Below are 18,376 nucleotides of genomic sequence, written 5' to 3'. Positions count from 1 at the left end.
TCCCCTGTTTGTTTATACAGTCAGACTGTGAGTATATACAGGTAAATGAAGATTTGAAACAGTTAAATCACTGAATTTAGTATTTGTTATCGATTTACTTTCTTTTCGCAAATTTCAATGGCTTTTCGTGGCTACCCTGCAAAATACCGCTGCCATAATACCAACGCCCAAATAAACAGTGCTAAACCAATACTAACAAACACCGCCGCAGAGCCAATATCTTTAGCACGCCCTGAAAGTTCATGATATTCACTGCCAATACGGTCAACAACGGCTTCAATGGCACTATTGAGTAACTCTACGATAGCCACCAGCACGATGGAGCTGACTAACAATATTCTATCCACATAGCTGATATCTAAGCAAAAGGCGATAATAATCGCAATCACCGCAGCCACAGATTCCTGACGAAATGCCGCTTCATTTACCCACGCTGCTTTTAGCCCTTTAAGGGAGTATCCCGCTGCTTTAATCACACGGGTAAAGCCCTTAGTTTGACTTGCCATATTTATTCCTTAAAAAATACAAACAATAATCGATTTTTACGGTCAAAGTGAATTGTCAGTAACAGATCTGCCAGTGGATTTCTGGTATGATTGCGCAGCATTGTTAACAAGAGGCTATAATCATTTATGTCACTGTGGCGTAAAATATATTACAACATGTTGAATTTACCACTTAAATTATTGGTAAAAAGTAAACTAATTCCATCGGACCCAATCACAGAGTTGCAGCTTGATACCAACAGGCCAACGCTGTATGTATTGCCTTATCATTCTAAGTCCGACCTCCTAACGCTACGGCATCAATGCTTGGCTATCGGTCTGCCTGACCCTTTGGTTGATAACGACATCAATGGCACCAAGCTTCCTGCCTATGTGTTTATCGATGATGGCCCACGCGTATTTCGCTATTATTCACCGGATCCACGTAAAGATTCCGTCAAAACATTCCATGCATATTTAGATTTGCACAAAAATAATCCAAATCTCGATATTCAAATGCTACCCGCTTCTGTGATGTTTGGGCGCTCTCCTGGTCGTGAAGGCCACACTCCGGCACCGCCACTGAAGCTATTAAACGGTGTACAGAAATTCTTTGCAATCCTTTGGTTAGGCCGAGATAGCTTTGTTCGCCTATCCCCGCCGGTTTCGATTGGGAAAATGGCACAGGACCACGGCACAGATACGATTATTGCCAATAAATTAGCACGTGTCGCCCGTATTCACTATTCGCGCCAACGCCTTGCGGCGGTCGGCCCGAAACTGCCAGCACGCTATGAACTATTCAATAAACTTTTGACCTCAAAAGCGATTGAAAAAGCCGTCGAAGACGAAGCGCGCAGTAAAAAAATTCCATTGAAAAAAGCGCAGCAAAATGCAGTTAATATGATGGAAGAAATTGCCGCTAATTTCTCCTATGAAGCTGTGCGGTTAACTGACCGTGTGCTGAGCTGGACATGGAACCGCCTCTATCAAGGCATTAACGTGCAACATGCTGAGCGTGTTCGCCAATTAGCACAAGATGGCCATGAAATTGTGTACGTGCCTTCCCACCGAAGCCACATGGACTACTTACTGCTTTCCTATGTCCTTTACCATCAAGGCCTTGTCCCACCACACATCGCTGCTGGGATCAACTTGAACTTCTGGCCCGCTGGCCCGATTTTCCGCCGTCTTGGTGCATTCTTTATCCGCCGTACCTTTAAAGGAAACAAACTTTATTCGACAGTTTTTCGCGAATATTTAAGTGAGCTGTTTGCTCGCGGTTACTCTATTGAGTATTTCGTTGAAGGTGGACGTTCCCGTACAGGCCGTTTATTGCAGCCAAAAACCGGAACGTTGTCGATGACACTACAAGCCATGTTGCGCGGTGACTCACGCCCTATCACGATTGTGCCTATTTATATTGGTTACGAGCACGTGATGGAAGTGGGTACCTACGCAAAAGAGCTGCGCGGCGCAGAAAAAGAGAAAGAAGGCTTGTTTTCAATGATCCGTGGCTTGCGCAAACTGCGTAACTTAGGCCAAGGGTATGTGAACTTTGGTCAGCCAATTTCCCTTTCTCAATATCTTAATCAGCGTGTACCTGATTGGCGTGATTCGATTGACCCCATTGAGCCACAGCGTCCGTCTTGGTTAAACCCGACAGTCAGCTCGTTAGCAGATAACATCATGGTGAATATCAATAATGCTGCTGCGGCTAATGCTATCAATTTATGCGCAACAGCTTTACTGGCCTCACGTCAGCGTTCATTGACCCGTGAACAGCTCATTGAGCAAGTGGAATGCTATCTGCAATTATTGCGTAATGTGCCATACACCGCAGATGCAACAACGCCAAATAAAACCGCGGAGCAACTGCTCGAACATGCGTTGCAAATGGATAAATTCGAAGTAGAAAAAGACAGCATGGGGGATATTATTATTCTTCCTCGCGAAAATGCCGTTTTAATGACCTACTACCGTAATAATATCCATCACTTACTGGTATTGCCGTCATTGATCACCAGTATTGTGTTGCACCATGAGCGTATCAGCCGCCAAGAAATTCACCATCAAGTCAGCCAAATCTATCCGTTCTTAAAAGCGGAACTGTTTATGCGTTATAACGACGAACAGCTGCGTAATACGGTCGATACTCTAATTGATGAGCTGAATAATCAAAAACTTATCTGCTTAAGAGACGACGAAATAGTGGTGCTGAACCCGCGCCGTATTCGTCCATTACAACTTTTAGCTGCTGGTGTCCGTGAAACACTACAACGCTACGCTATCACGCTGTCATTGCTCAATGCCAGCCCTGAAATCAGCCGTAATACGTTGGAAAAAGAAAGCCGTATCCTTGCGCAACGTCTTTCTGTGCTGCACGGCATTAACGCCCCTGAGTTCTTTGATAAAGCGGTGTTTTCAACGCTCGTCGATACACTTAGGGAAGAAGGCTATATCGATAACAATGAAAACGATATTTTCACCACTAACGCCCAAAAACTGTATGCGGTTCTTGCGCGGTTAATGTCACCAGAAATTCGTTTAACCATTGAAAGTGTTAGCCAAAGCGATGAGTTTTCAGAAGAGAAAAAAGTAGCTAAGCCCGATGAGTCAGCTCAAACTACAGAGCCAGAAAAAGACTAATCCGGTTTTGTAAGCCAATAAAAAGCAAAAAGGTAATGTTGAAAAACATTACCTTTTTTGTTGGGCTATTGAACATCATTCACACATTAAAAATAACTCACCATAATGCCAATAAACAAAATCAAGCCAACGAAGTTATTATTCATGAAAGCCTTAAAGCAAGGAGCACGTTCGCGGTTCACCATCAACTGTTGCTGATAAACAAATAACCCCGCAACCAGCGCCAACGAAAGATAATAAATTATCCCTAAATTTGCCAATAGACCCACAACCACCAGCAAGACAACCATCAGCAATTGCAGTAATCCAATAATCAGTTTGTCATACTGACCAAATAAAATTGCCGTTGATTTTATGCCAATTTTTAAATCGTCATCACGGTCAACCATCGCATACTGTGTATCGTAAACCACTGACCAAATAATATTCACGATAAATAATACCCAACATACTAACGGGAGTGATTCCCCAACTGCCGAGAAGGACATCGGTATCGACCAGCCAAACGCAGCACCCAGTACAACCTGAGGTAAGTGGCTGACCCTTTTAACAAAAGGATAAATCCACGCTAAAGCAAGTCCCGCAATGGATAGCCAAATCGTCATTGAATTGAGTGTTAATACTAACAAGAAAGACACACCGACTAGGCTAGCAAATACAATTTTTGCTTCTTTTTCCGTCACATCCCCACTCGGTAATGGGCGATGCTTAGTTCGCTCTACATGACCATCAAAATGGCGATCAGCAAAATCATTGATCACGCAACCCGCGGCACGCATAAAGAATACCCCCGCAGTAAACACGATCAAAATATGTAAATTTGGTGTACTTTGAGCGGCTATCCATAGTGCCCAATACGTCGGCCACAGTAACAACAGTGAACCAATGGGTCTATCAATACGCATTAAACGGCTGTATGCATGCCATTTACTCAGCGTCATACTTCCCTCCACTTTGTCATGCTCCTTTTCTCATTCCATCATACTTCAAAATAGGTAGGTGTTCACACTACTCAGTATGGTAAATCGCGGATTTTTGTATGTTTGTATCGCGTTTTGCCAAAATCTACAGTTTGAAATAACTTGGACAGTTAACGATATGCAGGTGATTCAGGTAAAAATATTTCGGTTAACAACAATGGCTTATCAGATAGCCTTAATCGAGAGCGGCGAACCCAACGCTTTGCGCAACAACCAATATGGATATAGTCACGCGTTAGATTATCTCGACTAAATAAATAACGCCCCAAGGGCATGCGGCCAATATCCACCAATTGTTGGTCATCATCAGTCAGAGTTTCTTCAGGGATGACCGTCCGGCCTAGTAACCACGGAATACCATCTCCGTACATAACCACTTCACGTACCCAATAACGGTGACTTACTGGTAAATTTTGTACTTCTTCCGCACTTAGCATTGCTTGCGACACATAGCGTTCTAAATACGGTATGACGGTAACTTGCTGGCTGTGTTGTTCAAAACGTTTTGTCATGGAGCCAAGTTCAAGTAACCAATCGAGTGTGTTAGCGGGAACTCTTTCATCATCCTGCGCAATCCATTCGATTGGCTGCGAGGTAAATAGCATTTCATCCATTACGTAAATTCCACCATGAATAACATGGTTATGATTTCTGTATTTCTTGCCAAATAGGATATCACGTTGTTTTGCTACAAGGTTAAAGTTAGCTAACAATTTATATAAAAAGTCACAAATTCAACACAAAATGTAAAAAAATAGTGAAAAATTTCCTAATTAATAACAAGTTGTGAACAATAATAAAATTCATTAACACATTAACGATCAGGCTTATATCAAACCAATTTTATGATTTTAATGAAAAGAAAACGGGAAGTTGCTTACACGACTTCCCGCTTAATTTTACGACAATATTTCAATGGATAATTAACGCCACGCTTTATAACTGTTAATCAAACCATTAGTTGAGCTGTCATGACTGCTGACTTTTTCACTGTTTTCTAATTCAGGCAGGATGCGACTCGCTAACTGCTTACCTAATTCCACGCCCCATTGGTCAAACGTGAAGATGTTCAAAATCGCCCCTTGGGTAAAGATTTTGTGCTCATACATCGCGATTAATGCACCTAATGAATATGGTGTGATTTCTTTGAGTAAAATCGAGTTAGTTGGGCGGTTACCTTCAAACACTTTATACGGCGCCACATATTCCATATCCGCCACGGATTTACCTTGCGCTGCAAACTCGGCATCAACCACTTCTCGCGTTTTCCCAAATGCTAACGCTTCTGTTTGCGCAAAAAAGTTCGAAAGCAGTTTCTCGTGATGATCACCCAGCGGGTTATGTGTGACTGCCGGTGCAATAAAGTCACAAGGGATCATTTTTGTCCCTTGGTGGATCAATTGATAAAACGCATGTTGCCCGTTTGTTCCTGGCTCACCCCAAATAATTGGGCCTGTTTGGTAAGAAACGGCTTTTCCATCACGGCCAATGTACTTACCGTTAGATTCCATATTGCCTTGTTGGAAGTATGCCGCAAAACGGTGCATGTATTGATCATATGGCAGAATCGCTTCAGTTTCCGATTCAAAAAAATTGTTGTACCAAATGCCAATCAACCCTAACAATACTGGGATGTTTTTCTCCAGTGGGGTTTGGGTGAAATGCTTATCCATTGCATGGGCACCGTTCAATAATTGAACGAAATTATCAAAGCCAACAGATAAAATGATGGATAAACCAATCGCTGACCATAATGAATAGCGACCACCAACCCAATCCCAGAACTCAAACATATTGTTGGTATCAATACCAAACTTAGCGACTTCTTCACCATTAGTGGACAACGCCACAAAGTGCTTAGCCACCTGGCTTTCATCTTTTGCGGATGCTAAGAACCAATCACGGGCTGAATGTGCGTTGGTCATAGTCTCTTGCGTGGTGAATGTTTTGGACGCAATCAGGAACAATGTGGTTTCTGGATTCAGTTTTTTCAACGTTTCTGCAATTTGAGTGCCATCCACGTTAGAAACAAAATACATATTCAGGTGGTTTTTATAAGGGCGCAATGCTTCAGTCACCATGAATGGGCCAAGGTCAGAACCGCCAATCCCGATATTCACCACATCAGTAATCGCTTTACCCGTAAAGCCTTTCCACTCGCCGCTGATAATACGTTGGCTAAACTGCTGCATTTTTTCCAACACCGCATTGACGTCAGGCATGACATCTTTGCCATCTACATAAACAGGCGTGTTATCGCGATTACGTAATGCTGTGTGCAGCACCGCACGGTCTTCCGTACGGTTAATTTTCTCACCTTTGAACATACTACTAATGGCATTTTCCAGCTCAGTTTCTTTTGCCAGTGCCAATAAATTATCTAAGGTTTCTTGCGTTATTCTGTTTTTGGAGAAATCCACTAAGATTTGACCATCGAACGTTGCCGAAAATTTAGTAAAGCGGTCTTTATCTTGCTCGAACAAATCACGCATATGCACATCTTTCATTTGCGCAAAATGTTGCTCTAGCGCCCGCCATGCAGCCGTTTGGCTTGGATTAATACTTCTCATGGATAACACTCTCCAAACAATTTTTAATAGAAATAGATTGTAACCCGTCAAGGAAACAGGACTTATCGGTTTTCTGCGTTATATTGATATTCCCCAATTCTGCCGCACTTTTCCAGACTTAATTATCCCTTTTATTGAAATACGCACTTTCAATGCCATTTAACTGAAAAATGGCGACGGGTGCAGATAGACCGATAAATCGATAAAAGTCGTTGATTTGGCTATCTGAACGCAGTCAACACCCATGCAGCTTGAAAAACGGCATCTATAACTCTAAATCATTCAAGCTGCATGTAGGCGACAAGAGAAGATAGACCGATGAGCATACAAAAGTATGTGATTCGGCTATCTGAGCGCAGTCAACACCCATGCAGCTTGAAAAACGGCATCTATATACTCTAAATCATTCGAGCTGCATGTAGGCGGCAAGGGAAGATAGACCGATGAGCATACAAAAGTATGTGATTCGGCTATCTGAGCGCAGCCAACACCCATGCAGCTTGAAAAACGGCATCTATATACTCTAAATCATTCGAGTTGCATGTAGACGGCAAGGGAAGATAGACCGATGAGCATACAAAAGTATGTGATTCGGCTATCTGAGCGCAGTCAACACCCATGCAGCTTGAAAAACGGCATCTATATACTCTAAATCATTCGAGCTGCATGTAGGCGGCAAGGGAAGATAGACCGATGAGCATACAAAAGTATGTGATTCGGCTATCTGAGCGCAGTCAACACCCATGCAGCTTGAAAAACGGCATCTATATACTCTAAATCATTCGAGCTGCATGTAGGCGGCAAGGGAAGATAGACCGATGAGCATACAAAAGTATGTGATTCGGCTATCTGAGCGCAGCCAACACCCATGCAGCTTGAAAAACGGCATCTATATACTCTAAATCATTCGAGTTGCATGTAGACGGCAAGGGAAGATAGACCGATGAGCATACAAAAGTATGTGATTCGGCTATCTGAACGTAGCCAACACCCATGCAGCTTGAAAAACGGCATCTATATACTCTAAATCATTCGAGCTGCATGTAGGCGGCAAGGGAAGATAGACCGATGAGCATACAAAAGTATGTGATTCGGCTATCTGAACGTAGCCAACACCCATGCAGCTTGAAAAACGGCATCTATATACTCTAAATCATTCGAGCTGCATGTAGGCGGCAAGGGAAGATAGACCGATGAGCATACAAAAGTATGTGATTCGGCTATCTGAGCGTAGCCAACACCCATGCAGCTTGAAGGATGACGAGTATATTGAGAAAACCGATAATAACCCCCCCATCATTAGAATTACTGATTTGCTTCGATTCTTGATTGACGCGCTTCTATTTACCCGATAAATCTATATAAAGTTTAGGTTTAACCAAAGGGATTGACACCATGAATACCGTAGCGTCTTCGTCAGACAACAATCAGTTTGTTATTGCAAAATTTGGTGGCACGAGTGTCGCTAACTTTGAGGCAATGAACAACAGCGCAAATATTGTTCTTTCTAACCCCAACGTGCGCGTTGTGGTTCTTTCTGCCTCCGCAGGCATTACTAACTTACTGATTGAATTGGCTGAAGGTTGTGACGCTGATAAACGCAATGAGCTGCTACAAAAGGTTAAAGATATTCAATATGCGATTATTGATAATCTACAAACCGCAGACGTTATTCGTGAAGAAATCAATCGTTTACTGGATAATATTGCCCATTTAGCGGATTCTGCTTCTCTCGCTACCTCTGATGCATTGACAGATGAAATGGTCAGTCATGGGGAATTAATGTCGACGCTGCTTTTTGTTGAGGTTTTACGTCAGCGCAATGCCAACTCGCAATGGTTTGATGTGCGTAAAGTGATGAGAACCAATGACAGCTTTGGCCGTGCAGAGCCAGATCTCGATCAGTTAAAAGCCCTTGCCGAGCAACATTTACACCCTCGCTTAGCTGAGTCAGTAGTGATCACGCAAGGCTTTATTGGCCGCGATGAAAAAGGCCGTACAACCACACTGGGCCGCGGTGGCAGTGACTATACGGCAGCGCTATTAGCTGAGGTGCTGAATTTATCCCGTGTGGATATTTGGACAGATGTTCCGGGTATCTACAGCACTGACCCGCGTGTTGTGCCAAATGCACAGCGTATCGATGAAATCGCCTTTGATGAAGCAGCGGAAATGGCCACATTTGGGGCTAAAATTCTGCATCCAGCCACCTTGCTTCCTGCTGTTCGCTCGGGCATTCCTGTGTTTGTGGGCTCGAGTAAAGAGCCTGAAGCGGGTGGAACCATTGTCAGTGACAAAACCACTAACCCACCGCAATTCAGAGCATTAGCGCTGCGTCGCAAACAAACATTATTAACGCTTCATAGCTTGAAAATGCTGCATGCACGTGGTTTCTTAGCGGAAATTTTCACTATTTTACTACGCCACAATATTTCTGTGGACTTAATTACCACCTCAGAAGTCAGTGTTGCGCTCACACTCGATACAACAGGATCGACAGGCACCAATGGTAGCTTATTAACCAACGCATTGATGACGGAGCTTTCCGCGTTATGTCGCGTTGAAGTTGAAGAAAACTTAGCGTTAGTAGCGATTATCGGTAACGAATTATCGCAAGTGAATGGCCTTGGAAAACAGATTTTCGGGGCATTAGAGTCTTTCAATATTCGCATGATCAGCTACGGCGCAAGCAGCCACAATATCTGCCTGCTGGTTCCGGGTAATAATGCGGAAGATATCGTTCGGACATTACACAGTAATTTGTTCGAATAATTCACACCACCCATCCTGAAAAATAAAAGGCGATCGTCATGATCGCCTTTTCATTGAACTCTTAACGCTTGTTCGCGTTTTCCATCGATTGATTGATGTTATCGGTATAACGCAGCATCGAGGCTTTAACCTCTTTATTATTCTGCAAAAGTGCCAAATTACGTTTTGCCGTTTCATTCCCGAGTTCTGCGGCTCGCTCAAACCACATCACGGAGCGGAAAATATTTTTCTCCCCACCTTCACCGCGAGCGTACATCACCGCTAAGTTATTTTGTGCATCACTATTTTTCTTAAACGCAACTTTCTCTAGAAGCTGGCGTGCTTTTTGTGAATTCTGTGCAACGCCAGTTCCTGTTAAATAGAAAATGGCTAATTGGTTTTTCGCGTCAAGGCTATCATCTTCCGCCAGCTGCAACCAATTGACGATATCCTTGATATCCACATCATTTAATTCACCAGCAACATACATCTTCGCCAATTTAATTTGCGCATCATTAGCCTCATCCTTGGCTAATGCTTTATAGAGTTCGATAGCTTTAGCTGGGTTTTTCGCAATGCCACCAAGCCCTTTTTCATAAAATTCAGCCACTTTCATACCCGCATCCAGCGACTCATTTTGCGCAGCACGCTCGTACCAAACAAATGCCTCCGCTAAATCTTTCCCTACACCATCGCCTGACTCATAGGCATTTGCGATAGCCAGTTGCGCATCGACATTATTTTGCAGCGCCGCTCGTTTATACCAGTACATAGCTTGGTAGCCATTTTTTTCGATAAGTGAATGACCCTTTTGGTAAAAATCACCCATATTATTTTGCGCAATCGCAGAGCCCATATTGGCCGCTTCGCGATACAAATAAATAGCGGTTGCGTCATCTTTTTCAACACCCTCACCATTTTCATACATCACAGCAAGGTTGTTGACTGCGGCGGCGATATTATTGACAGCACTCCGCTCATACCATTCACGGGCTTTTTGGTAATCCACGTTCCCACCAAGGCCGTCATGGTAAAAAAGCCCCATGGCAAATTGCGCATTGGCATGTTCTTGTTCTGCGGCTTCGGAATACCATGCCTTGGCTTGCTTCAAGTTTTGTGTAACGCCTAGCCCGTGTTCATAAAAATAGCCCAACGCATATTGGCAATATGCATCACCTTTTTCTGCGCCACGGCGATACCAACGCTCCGCTTGTTTATATTTCTCTTGGTTTTGCAGCAACATACCGAGGTAATAATCCCCATCGGTATTATCTAAATCCGAGACCTTTTTAAACCAGCGATAGGCCTCTTTATCATTAACCTGTAAAAAATCCGTCCCTTCCATATAGGCCAGCCCGACATCCACCATTGCATCAACATTCCCTTCCTTGGCTGATTTTAATTTTGCTTTAAAATCATCAGGAAGTACGACATCGTTAGTCTGCCCTGTCGTTTCTGCTGGCTTATTTTTGGTGGAAGGCGCTTCAGAATTGGCTTGAGCCACAAATGCTGTACTCAAACAGACTGCTAGAAATAAATACCGTAATTTCATCACCATTACCCATTCATTGGCGTTATGTTATTAACATAACATTCCAATAAGAAATTCATAAGGGACTTAAGCTGAAAAAACGCGATTAGAAAGGAATTTCGGCGAAAAATTTAGGTGATGTTCATGTCTCGCTGAACGACCATCACCTAAATCAGAGACTAAACCATCAAGGGCTTAATTAACGCGGTAGCCGCCATGTTTGCTAGCGAATAAATTGAATTTGCCCCATTCAATCAACAAATGTTCCAGCTTTTGATGGCTGATTTTGCATAATTCTGAAATTTGCGATACCACAAAGTGGTTTTCACTCACCAATTCGGGAGCAAAAACCTCTGCTATCCACTCACACTCTTTGGTCGTGACTAACCAACCGTCATTGGTGGAAAACTTATGGACTGGGATCATGCCTTCTTTGCTACTTTCTTGCGATAACAGTGTGTTTTCATCCACTTGTGCTTGATGAAATGCAGCAATTTCTTCTTGTGAAGGCACTGGCGCGACGGCTAAACGCTCTTCTAGAAATAAATAAATCTCTTCCGCACGGGCGGGTGTTAACTCGCTTTTTAACCAAATTTGGTTAAAACAGTGCTCATCAAGGGACTCGTCGGTGTCGAGTTTATCCATGATTTGTAAGATGCTCATCATGGCACTGACCGCATCTTCGCTCATGATAAACGTTTCAGGCGCCGCACTGTTTTGGATCTGATAAGGAAATGCCACGGCTTGTGGCAGTTCATTTTCAATAATAAATTCATAGCTCATCATTGGACCCCTTTAATGTCTTTACCCATAAGATGGTGCCGAACACCTGAAAAATCAATACACTGTTTCATCAATCTTCGGGGTCATACCCTAAGTTAGGTGCTAACCAACGCTCCAGTTCTGTCACCGACATTCCTTTACGCTGCGAATAGTCAGCTATTTGGTCTTTTTGCAATTGCGCTACGGCAAAATATTTACTGTCTGGGTGACTGAAATACCAACCCGATACCGCAGCACCTGGCCACATCGCATAGGAGCTTGTCAGTTTCATTCCCACTTGGTTTTCAACGTCTAACAACTGCCAAATTTTTTCTTTTTCTGTGTGCTCAGGGCAAGCCGGATACCCCGGTGCAGGGCGGATACCTTGGTAATTTTCACGGATAAGCTCTTCATTACTCAAGTTTTCATCTGCGGCATAGCCCCAATATTGGGTGCGCACTTGCTGGTGCAAATATTCTGCAAAGGCTTCTGCTAGTCTATCCGCCAGTGCTTTGACCATGATTTTATTATAGTCATCATGCTGTTTTTCGTACTCATCCGCCAGCGCATCCTCCTCGAGGCCACCTGTCACAGCAAACGCCCCAATGTAATCGGCTTTACCGCTGTCTTTTGGTGCCACAAAATCCGATAAACAATAGTTCGGGAAATCCGTCTTTAAGGTTTGCTGACGTAGGTTCAAACTCAGCACTTGCACATGATGACGTGTTTCATCAGTATAGACTTCAACATCATCACCAACACGGTTGGCAGGGAATAAGCCAAAAATACCTTTTGGTGTCAGTAAGCGCTCATTTTCGAGTCGGTCTAACATCTCATTGGCATCATTTAATAACTTACGAGCTTCGGTGCCTACGACCTCATCGTCTAAAATGCGCGGATACTTACCAGCTAAAGACCATGTCATGAAAAATGGTGTCCAATCGATATACTCACGTAAGGTTGTTATCGAGGCGCTAACTTCCTGAACACCGAGGAATTTTGGCATAGGTGGCTGGTATGCTTGCCAGTCAATATTCACCGCATTTGCACGTGCAATATCCAGTGCAACTGGCGGTGTTTTCGGCCGTCTTCTACCATGCTGCAAGCGTACCGTGTCATATTCACGGCGTGTACGCGCAACAAAATCCGCCTTTTGCGTTTCAGATAACAGTGCGGCGACGACACCTACAGTCCGTGACGCATTCTGTACATAAGTGGTTGGCCCACTGTAATTCGGCTCAATTTTAACGGCAGTATGCGCTTTCGAAGTTGTCGCACCACCAATCAATAATGGTAGCGTAAAACCTTGTCTTTCCATCTCTTTTGCGACATGCACCATTTCATCAAGGGATGGCGTGATCAAGCCAGACAGACCGATAATATCGACATTTTGCTCACGCGCCGTTTTTAAAATGGTTTCGCATGGCACCATCACACCTAAATCAATAATTTCATAGTTATTACACTGTAAAACAACACCAACAATGTTTTTACCGATATCGTGAACATCCCCTTTGACTGTCGCCAATAGCACTTTGCCTGAGCTGCTACCTGATTGTTTAAGTTCTTGAATATAGGGTTCTAAATAAGCCACCGCTTGTTTCATCACGCGGGCCGATTTCACTACCTGTGGCAAGAACATTTTCCCTTCACCAAACAGGTCTCCAACCACGTTCATGCCATTCATTAATGGCCCTTCAATCACTTCAATTGGGCTTGATGCACGCTGGCGAGTTTCTTCCGTATCTTGAATAATAAATTCGGTAATCCCTTTCACTAGGGCATATTCTAAACGTTTTTCCACTTCCCAACTGCGCCATTCCGCTTGTTGCACTTGTTGCTCTACAGATCCTGAACCACGAAATTTCTCAGCCAGCTCCAATAAACGCTCCGTGCTATCATCACGGCGGTTTAAAATCACATCTTCGACGGCATCTTTTAACTCTGCAGGAAGATCATCATAAATGGCGAGTTGCCCCGCGTTGACGATCCCCATATCCATACCATTGCGGATCGCGTAATACAGGAACACAGCATGGATCGCCTCACGAACAGGATCGTTTCCCCTAAATGAGAAAGAGACGTTAGAAACACCACCTGAAATCATCGCATGAGGGAGTTGATCTTTAATATCCTTACAGACTTCAATAAAATCAACGGCATAATTATTGTGCTCTTCAATTCCTGTCGCTACCGCAAAAATATTAGGGTCAAAAATGATATCTTCGGCAGGGAAGCCAACTTCTTCTGTCAAAATCTGGTAAGCACGGCGACAAATTTCAATTTTCCGTTCGCGAGTATCCGCCTGACCTACCTCATCAAATGCCATGACGACAACAGCAGCACCGTATTTACGCAATAATTTGGCGTGTTCAACAAAGACCTCAACCCCTTCTTTCATTGAAATGGAGTTCACAATACCTTTGCCTTGTATGCACTTAAGCCCTGCTTCGATAACGTCCCACTTTGAGGAGTCGATCATGATTGGCACGCGGGCAATATCAGGTTCCCCCGCGATCAGATTAAGAAAACGTACCATGGCCGCATGGGAGTCCAAAATGCCCTCATCCATATTAATATCAATGACTTGAGCACCACTCTCGACTTGTTGACGAGCCACATCTAAAGCTTCTTGGTAGTTTTCTTCTTTAATCAATCGCTTGAATTTTGCTGATCCAGTGACGTTGGTTCTTTCCCCTACGTTCACAAACAGCGATTTTGCCCCAATATTAAGCGGCTCTAGCCCTGAAAGACGACATTCGACAGGTAAATTGGGTAATTGACGCGGTGCTATCCCTTCAACAGCCTCCGCCATTTTGCGAATATGCAGCGGCGTTGTCCCACAACACCCACCCACAATATTCAAGAAACCCGCTTTTGCCCATTCTTGGATTTGCTGCGCCATATTTTGTGCATCGAGATCATATTCACCAAAGGCATTTGGCAACCCTGCATTAGGGTGAGCACTCACATAACATTCGGCAATGCGTGACAGCTCCGCAATATATTGACGTAATTCATCAGGCCCCAATGCACAATTCAGCCCAAATGATATCGGCTGTGCATGGCGCAGTGAGTTATAAAAAGCTTCCGTTGTCTGCCCAGAAAGCGTTCTACCAGAAGCGTCCGTTATTGTCCCTGAAATCATAACAGGCAATGAAACGTTGAGCGCTTCAAGTTCCGTTTCTACTGCAAAAATGGCGGCTTTAGCATTCAACGTATCGAAAATGGTTTCGATCATGATCAGATCAACCCCGCCTTTCACGAGCGATCGCGTGGATTCTCGATAAGCGTCAACCAGTTGATCAAAAGTGATATTACGAAATGCAGGGTCGTTCACATCAGGGGAAATCGATGCGGTACGATTAGTTGGCCCTAAGACTCCTGCAACATAACGTGGCTTTTCTGGGGTTTTACGTGTCCATTCATCCGCGCATTCACGGGCGATACGTGCAGCTACTTCATTAATTTCTGCGGAAAGCGCTTCCATTTTATAATCCGCCATCGCAATGGACGTGGAGTTAAATGTATTGGTTTCAATAATATCTGCGCCCGCTTCAAAATATTGACTATGTATTTCTCGAATAATATCAGGCTGTGTGAGGACTAAGAGGTCATTGTTGCCTTTCAGGTCACTAGGCCAATCCGCAAAGCGTTCACCACGAAACTGTTCTTCTGTGAGTTTGTGCTGCTGGATCATTGTTCCCATCGCACCATCTAATACCAATATACGTTTTTTTAATTCTTGTTCTAATTGATTCACTTTTTCGGACACTGCACTGCCCTCCTGATCGAAAACACTGAGAAATAAGTCAAATTTTTACACTTAACATCCTACCATAACTTTTGTGTTTGAAATTCACTGTTATGATGAGAGTTTCTCAGGTTATGTAACGATCACTTTCTCACTGATCCGATGAGTATTTTCAGCTCAGTTAGTTCATAATAGAATCAAATTTCATTACAGTCAGGAGAGGCTTAATGGCAACGGCACCAATTACAAAAAAACTCAAAAAAGCAAAAGGGCCAGCAAGTGGTGCAACCGCAGCAGGACAAGTCCAATCATTAAGCCGTGGGCTCACGCTGTTGGAATCTATTTCTGAGTCCACTGGAGGCATCGCCTTAACTGACCTCGCATTGCAAGCAGGTTTACCCAACTCAACAACACACCGGCTATTAATGACCTTAGAACAGCATGGTTTTGTACGCCAAACAGGTGACTTAGGCTTGTGGGTTATCGCCTCCAACGCCTTTATTATTGGTAGTAGTTTCTTAGAAAGTCGGAATTTGTTAGCGTTAGTTCACCCTATTTTACGTCGTTTAATGGATGAATCTGGTGAAACCGTCAATTTAGCAATTCTTGACCATACTGAGTACGATGCCGTTATTGTCGACCAAGTACAATGTACTGCATTAATGCGCATGTCTGCGCCAATTGGTGGCAAACTCCCTTTACATGCATCTGGTGCAGGTAAAGCGTTTATCGCTAATTTACCTGAAGATAAGCTCATTCCACTTTTGAGCCGTAAAGGGTTACATGCTTATACCCCCTTTACCTTAACCAACCCTTCTGCATTAAAAGAAAATTTACAACAAGCCAAGAAACAAGGGTTTTCTTATGATGATGAAGAGCATGCCTTAGGTTTAAGGTGTATTGGTGCCTGTATTTATGATGAACACAAAGAGGCATTTGCCGCTATATCTATCTCTGGGCCATTATCTCGAATTACTGATGACCGAATTACAGAGTTAGGGGCGATGGTCATTAAAGCAGCGAAAGAAATTAGCCGTGAGTATGGTGCAAATCGCTAGTTCAGTACCTAGATGTATAAAATGCGGGGAAACCCGCACTTTTGATGAGTAACATAATAAAAAACCAAGGTATTTAAAAATTAATCCCCTTGCTGGCTAGCAGAAGTATGATCTAGTTGCTTAGTTCGCTCAAAGGCTTTAAATTTTGATATATCACGATACTTTTCAATCAATGCAAGGGCAATAGCTTCTGTTTCTGCGTCCGCTAAACCTTCAATATCCCGCTGCCTAAAGTGTAATTGGAATGCACGTAAGGTTTTTTTCGTTTGTACATCTAACTTGCCTGATAACGGAATACCTGAATATCCATAAAACTTCAGTGCCTTTTGAATACGCAGTATATTTGCAGGTTCATTCACGTTCCGGCCTGCAAGGTATTTATTAACTGTTTTAGGATCTGGCCAAGCTCCAATCCCTTGTTGTGAAAGGCGTTGCCATGGAAAAGCTTTACCAGGGTCTTGCTTACGTAGCGGCGCAATATCACTGTGGCCGATAATATTCTCAGGAGGAATGTTATACCGCTGCATAATATCTTTTAGTAACGGAATTAAAGCCGTGATTTGCGACTCATTAAATGGCGGCCAGCTTGTTTTCCCTTTTTTCTCTCCTTGGAAACCCGAATTCACAATTTCAATTCCTATTGAGGAGTCATTCAAGCTGGTATGGTAAAGCCAACGGCTATCACCCGCATGCCAAGCCTTTAATTCTTCAGGAACGAGCTGTAATACAATAGGTTTTCCATCTTTATAATCTGGATGGCTTGGAATGAGATAATGAGAACTGACCTTACCTTTGGTCAATATTTTAATAGAATGGTCATCATCGGACACCGTATAGTGCAAAATAACATACTGAATGCGTTCACTGGTGTTTTGAGAAGGGTTACGTTTATCGACGTAATAACCATTATTTGATGTGGGAGCCGTACACCCAGCAAGTAAGAAAATGAGAAATATCCCTATATGTTTCAACATCAAACCTTAGCCTTATCCTACCCACAGTGTGTGTGGCATATTTAAACATAAGGTTATCGATAACACTATAAAAACCGTGTTGCTTTTCGATGGCAAAACTTGACAGAAAAATCGCAGGTAAAATAAATTAACATAGATTCACTTTTAGAGCTTACCTATTCCTTCCTATCCTTTATAGAAAAAATAAGTAAGCTTAACGTTCGTGTTTTTTCGTTCAAAATGAAACAAAAACACCTTTTACCAACCACCCTAAATTTTTTACTAATAGGCACTTGTTGCGACTAACTTCAATAGTTAAATAATGACTTAACTATTTATTAAGAATAATATTAATCATTTTCACATCGAAAAATATAAATTCAATTCATTATAGCTGTGCAAATTAGATTTAAATGTTTTTTACTCTTAAGAATTTATCATCAAAACGACACTTATAATAGTAAGTATAATCCATTAATTTTATTTTTATTCGGTAGCGTAATAAATGAAAAATCAGCTCTCTGTAGTTCAATATTTTTTAGTACAATTGATTAATCATAAAAATTTATTGAAACACCATAAAAAATTTCAACTCGGTACCAACTCCTTTTTCTCATACTCAACTTGCTTAATGATTAATTTAGTAATTTCATTAATATCAATATCCAAAAAAATGACAATTTCAATTAATTTATCTAAACTTAATTTATTGATCCCTAACTCATAACGAGACACTTGTTGCTGGCTCAACTGAATAACTGAACCTAACTCATTTCCAGATAACCCCTTGCTCAATCTAGCTTTTCGTAAATGATTTCCCAATAATGCATAAATATTTTTCTTGTTAACGATATGCATAACCATCTCCTAAATAAGAAAATAA

The 18,376-nt window shown here is 42.6% G+C and carries 12 protein-coding genes; 3 read left to right on the top strand and 9 right to left on the bottom strand.

Features of this window, described 5'->3' with window-relative positions; genetic code table 11:
* Positions 1 to 131 precede the first annotated feature (131 nt).
* Complete coding sequence (locus J6836_RS19580) at positions 132 to 506, bottom strand: diacylglycerol kinase (RefSeq protein ID WP_219245507.1); 375 nt, start codon at positions 504 to 506, stop codon at positions 132 to 134.
* 126 nt (positions 507 to 632) lie between these two features.
* Between J6836_RS19580 and plsB the strand changes: the two genes are divergently transcribed.
* Positions 633 to 3,134 (top strand): glycerol-3-phosphate 1-O-acyltransferase PlsB, encoded by a 2,502-nt coding sequence (gene plsB / locus J6836_RS19575; protein WP_219245506.1) that lies wholly within the window; start codon positions 633 to 635, stop codon positions 3,132 to 3,134.
* A gap of 86 nt (positions 3,135 to 3,220) precedes the next feature.
* On the opposite strand, the gene ubiA is transcribed toward plsB, so the two are convergent.
* The 3 genes from ubiA to pgi form a co-directional block, all read right to left on the bottom strand.
* Positions 3,221 to 4,075 carry a 4-hydroxybenzoate octaprenyltransferase gene (ubiA, locus tag J6836_RS19570; protein WP_219245505.1) on the bottom strand — a complete coding sequence of 285 codons (855 nt, stop codon included), beginning with the start codon at positions 4,073 to 4,075 and terminating at the stop codon, positions 3,221 to 3,223.
* 149 nt (positions 4,076 to 4,224) lie between these two features.
* A complete protein-coding gene (gene ubiC / locus J6836_RS19565; protein ID WP_219245504.1) occupies positions 4,225 to 4,728 on the bottom strand; it encodes a chorismate lyase in 504 nt (167 codons plus the stop codon).
* A 309-nt stretch (positions 4,729 to 5,037) separates the two neighbouring features.
* Complete coding sequence (pgi, locus tag J6836_RS19560) at positions 5,038 to 6,684, bottom strand: glucose-6-phosphate isomerase (RefSeq protein WP_219245503.1); 1,647 nt, start codon at positions 6,682 to 6,684, stop codon at positions 5,038 to 5,040.
* A gap of 1,395 nt (positions 6,685 to 8,079) precedes the next feature.
* Between pgi and lysC the strand changes: the two genes are divergently transcribed.
* Positions 8,080 to 9,456, top strand: a complete 1,377-nt coding sequence (gene lysC / locus J6836_RS19555) for a lysine-sensitive aspartokinase 3 (RefSeq protein WP_219245502.1) — start codon at positions 8,080 to 8,082, stop codon at positions 9,454 to 9,456.
* A 61-nt stretch (positions 9,457 to 9,517) separates the two neighbouring features.
* On the opposite strand, the gene J6836_RS19550 is transcribed toward lysC, so the two are convergent.
* The 3 genes from J6836_RS19550 to metH form a co-directional block, all read right to left on the bottom strand.
* The gene (locus tag J6836_RS19550) at positions 9,518 to 10,987 is read right to left on the bottom strand and encodes a tetratricopeptide repeat protein (RefSeq protein ID WP_219245501.1); all 1,470 of its coding nucleotides are present in this window, start codon (positions 10,985 to 10,987) and stop codon (positions 9,518 to 9,520) included.
* A gap of 174 nt (positions 10,988 to 11,161) precedes the next feature.
* Positions 11,162 to 11,752 (bottom strand): hypothetical protein, encoded by a 591-nt coding sequence (locus J6836_RS19545; RefSeq protein ID WP_219245500.1) that lies wholly within the window; start codon positions 11,750 to 11,752, stop codon positions 11,162 to 11,164.
* A 67-nt stretch (positions 11,753 to 11,819) separates the two neighbouring features.
* Entirely contained in the window at positions 11,820 to 15,503 is a 3,684-nt protein-coding gene (gene metH / locus J6836_RS19540) for a methionine synthase (protein ID WP_219245499.1), read from the bottom strand.
* Positions 15,504 to 15,709: 206 nt separating this feature from the next.
* Between metH and iclR the strand changes: the two genes are divergently transcribed.
* Positions 15,710 to 16,540, top strand: a complete 831-nt coding sequence (iclR, locus tag J6836_RS19535; RefSeq protein ID WP_219245498.1) for a glyoxylate bypass operon transcriptional repressor IclR — start codon at positions 15,710 to 15,712, stop codon at positions 16,538 to 16,540.
* Between the two features lie 80 nt (positions 16,541 to 16,620).
* Here the strand turns inward: iclR and J6836_RS19530 are convergent, their stop codons facing one another.
* The gene (locus J6836_RS19530) at positions 16,621 to 17,514 is read right to left on the bottom strand and encodes an N-acetylmuramoyl-L-alanine amidase (RefSeq protein WP_219245497.1); all 894 of its coding nucleotides are present in this window, start codon (positions 17,512 to 17,514) and stop codon (positions 16,621 to 16,623) included.
* Positions 17,515 to 18,081: 567 nt separating this feature from the next.
* On the bottom strand, positions 18,082 to 18,351 hold the full coding sequence (locus J6836_RS19525) for a helix-turn-helix domain-containing protein (RefSeq protein WP_255586267.1): 270 nt from the start codon (positions 18,349 to 18,351) through the stop codon (positions 18,082 to 18,084).
* Between the last annotated feature and the right edge of the window lie 25 nt (positions 18,352 to 18,376).

This window comes from Providencia sp. R33 (genome assembly GCF_019343475.1).
GTDB lineage: Bacteria > Pseudomonadota > Gammaproteobacteria > Enterobacterales > Enterobacteriaceae > Providencia.
The sequence above is the reverse complement of the archived record's forward strand: the minus strand, read 5'-3'. Positions and strand labels throughout refer to the sequence as shown.

Bases quoted from the DNA above. Each gene is read 5' to 3' on its own strand.
- plsB (WP_219245506.1), top strand. From the start codon at position 633: ATGTCACTGTGGCGTAAAATATATTACAACATGTTGAATTTACCACTT.
- ubiC (WP_219245504.1), bottom strand. From the start codon at position 4,728: ATGGATGAAATGCTATTTACCTCGCAGCCAATCGAATGGATTGCGCAG.
- iclR (WP_219245498.1), top strand. From the start codon at position 15,710: ATGGCAACGGCACCAATTACAAAAAAACTCAAAAAAGCAAAAGGGCCA.
- J6836_RS19580 (WP_219245507.1), bottom strand. From the start codon at position 506: ATGGCAAGTCAAACTAAGGGCTTTACCCGTGTGATTAAAGCAGCGGGA.
- J6836_RS19530 (WP_219245497.1), bottom strand. From the start codon at position 17,514: ATGTTGAAACATATAGGGATATTTCTCATTTTCTTACTTGCTGGGTGT.
- J6836_RS19550 (WP_219245501.1), bottom strand. From the start codon at position 10,987: ATGAAATTACGGTATTTATTTCTAGCAGTCTGTTTGAGTACAGCATTT.
- lysC (WP_219245502.1), top strand. From the start codon at position 8,080: ATGAATACCGTAGCGTCTTCGTCAGACAACAATCAGTTTGTTATTGCA.
- ubiA (WP_219245505.1), bottom strand. From the start codon at position 4,075: ATGACGCTGAGTAAATGGCATGCATACAGCCGTTTAATGCGTATTGAT.
- J6836_RS19525 (WP_255586267.1), bottom strand. From the start codon at position 18,351: ATGCATATCGTTAACAAGAAAAATATTTATGCATTATTGGGAAATCAT.
- J6836_RS19545 (WP_219245500.1), bottom strand. From the start codon at position 11,752: ATGATGAGCTATGAATTTATTATTGAAAATGAACTGCCACAAGCCGTG.
- pgi (WP_219245503.1), bottom strand. From the start codon at position 6,684: ATGAGAAGTATTAATCCAAGCCAAACGGCTGCATGGCGGGCGCTAGAG.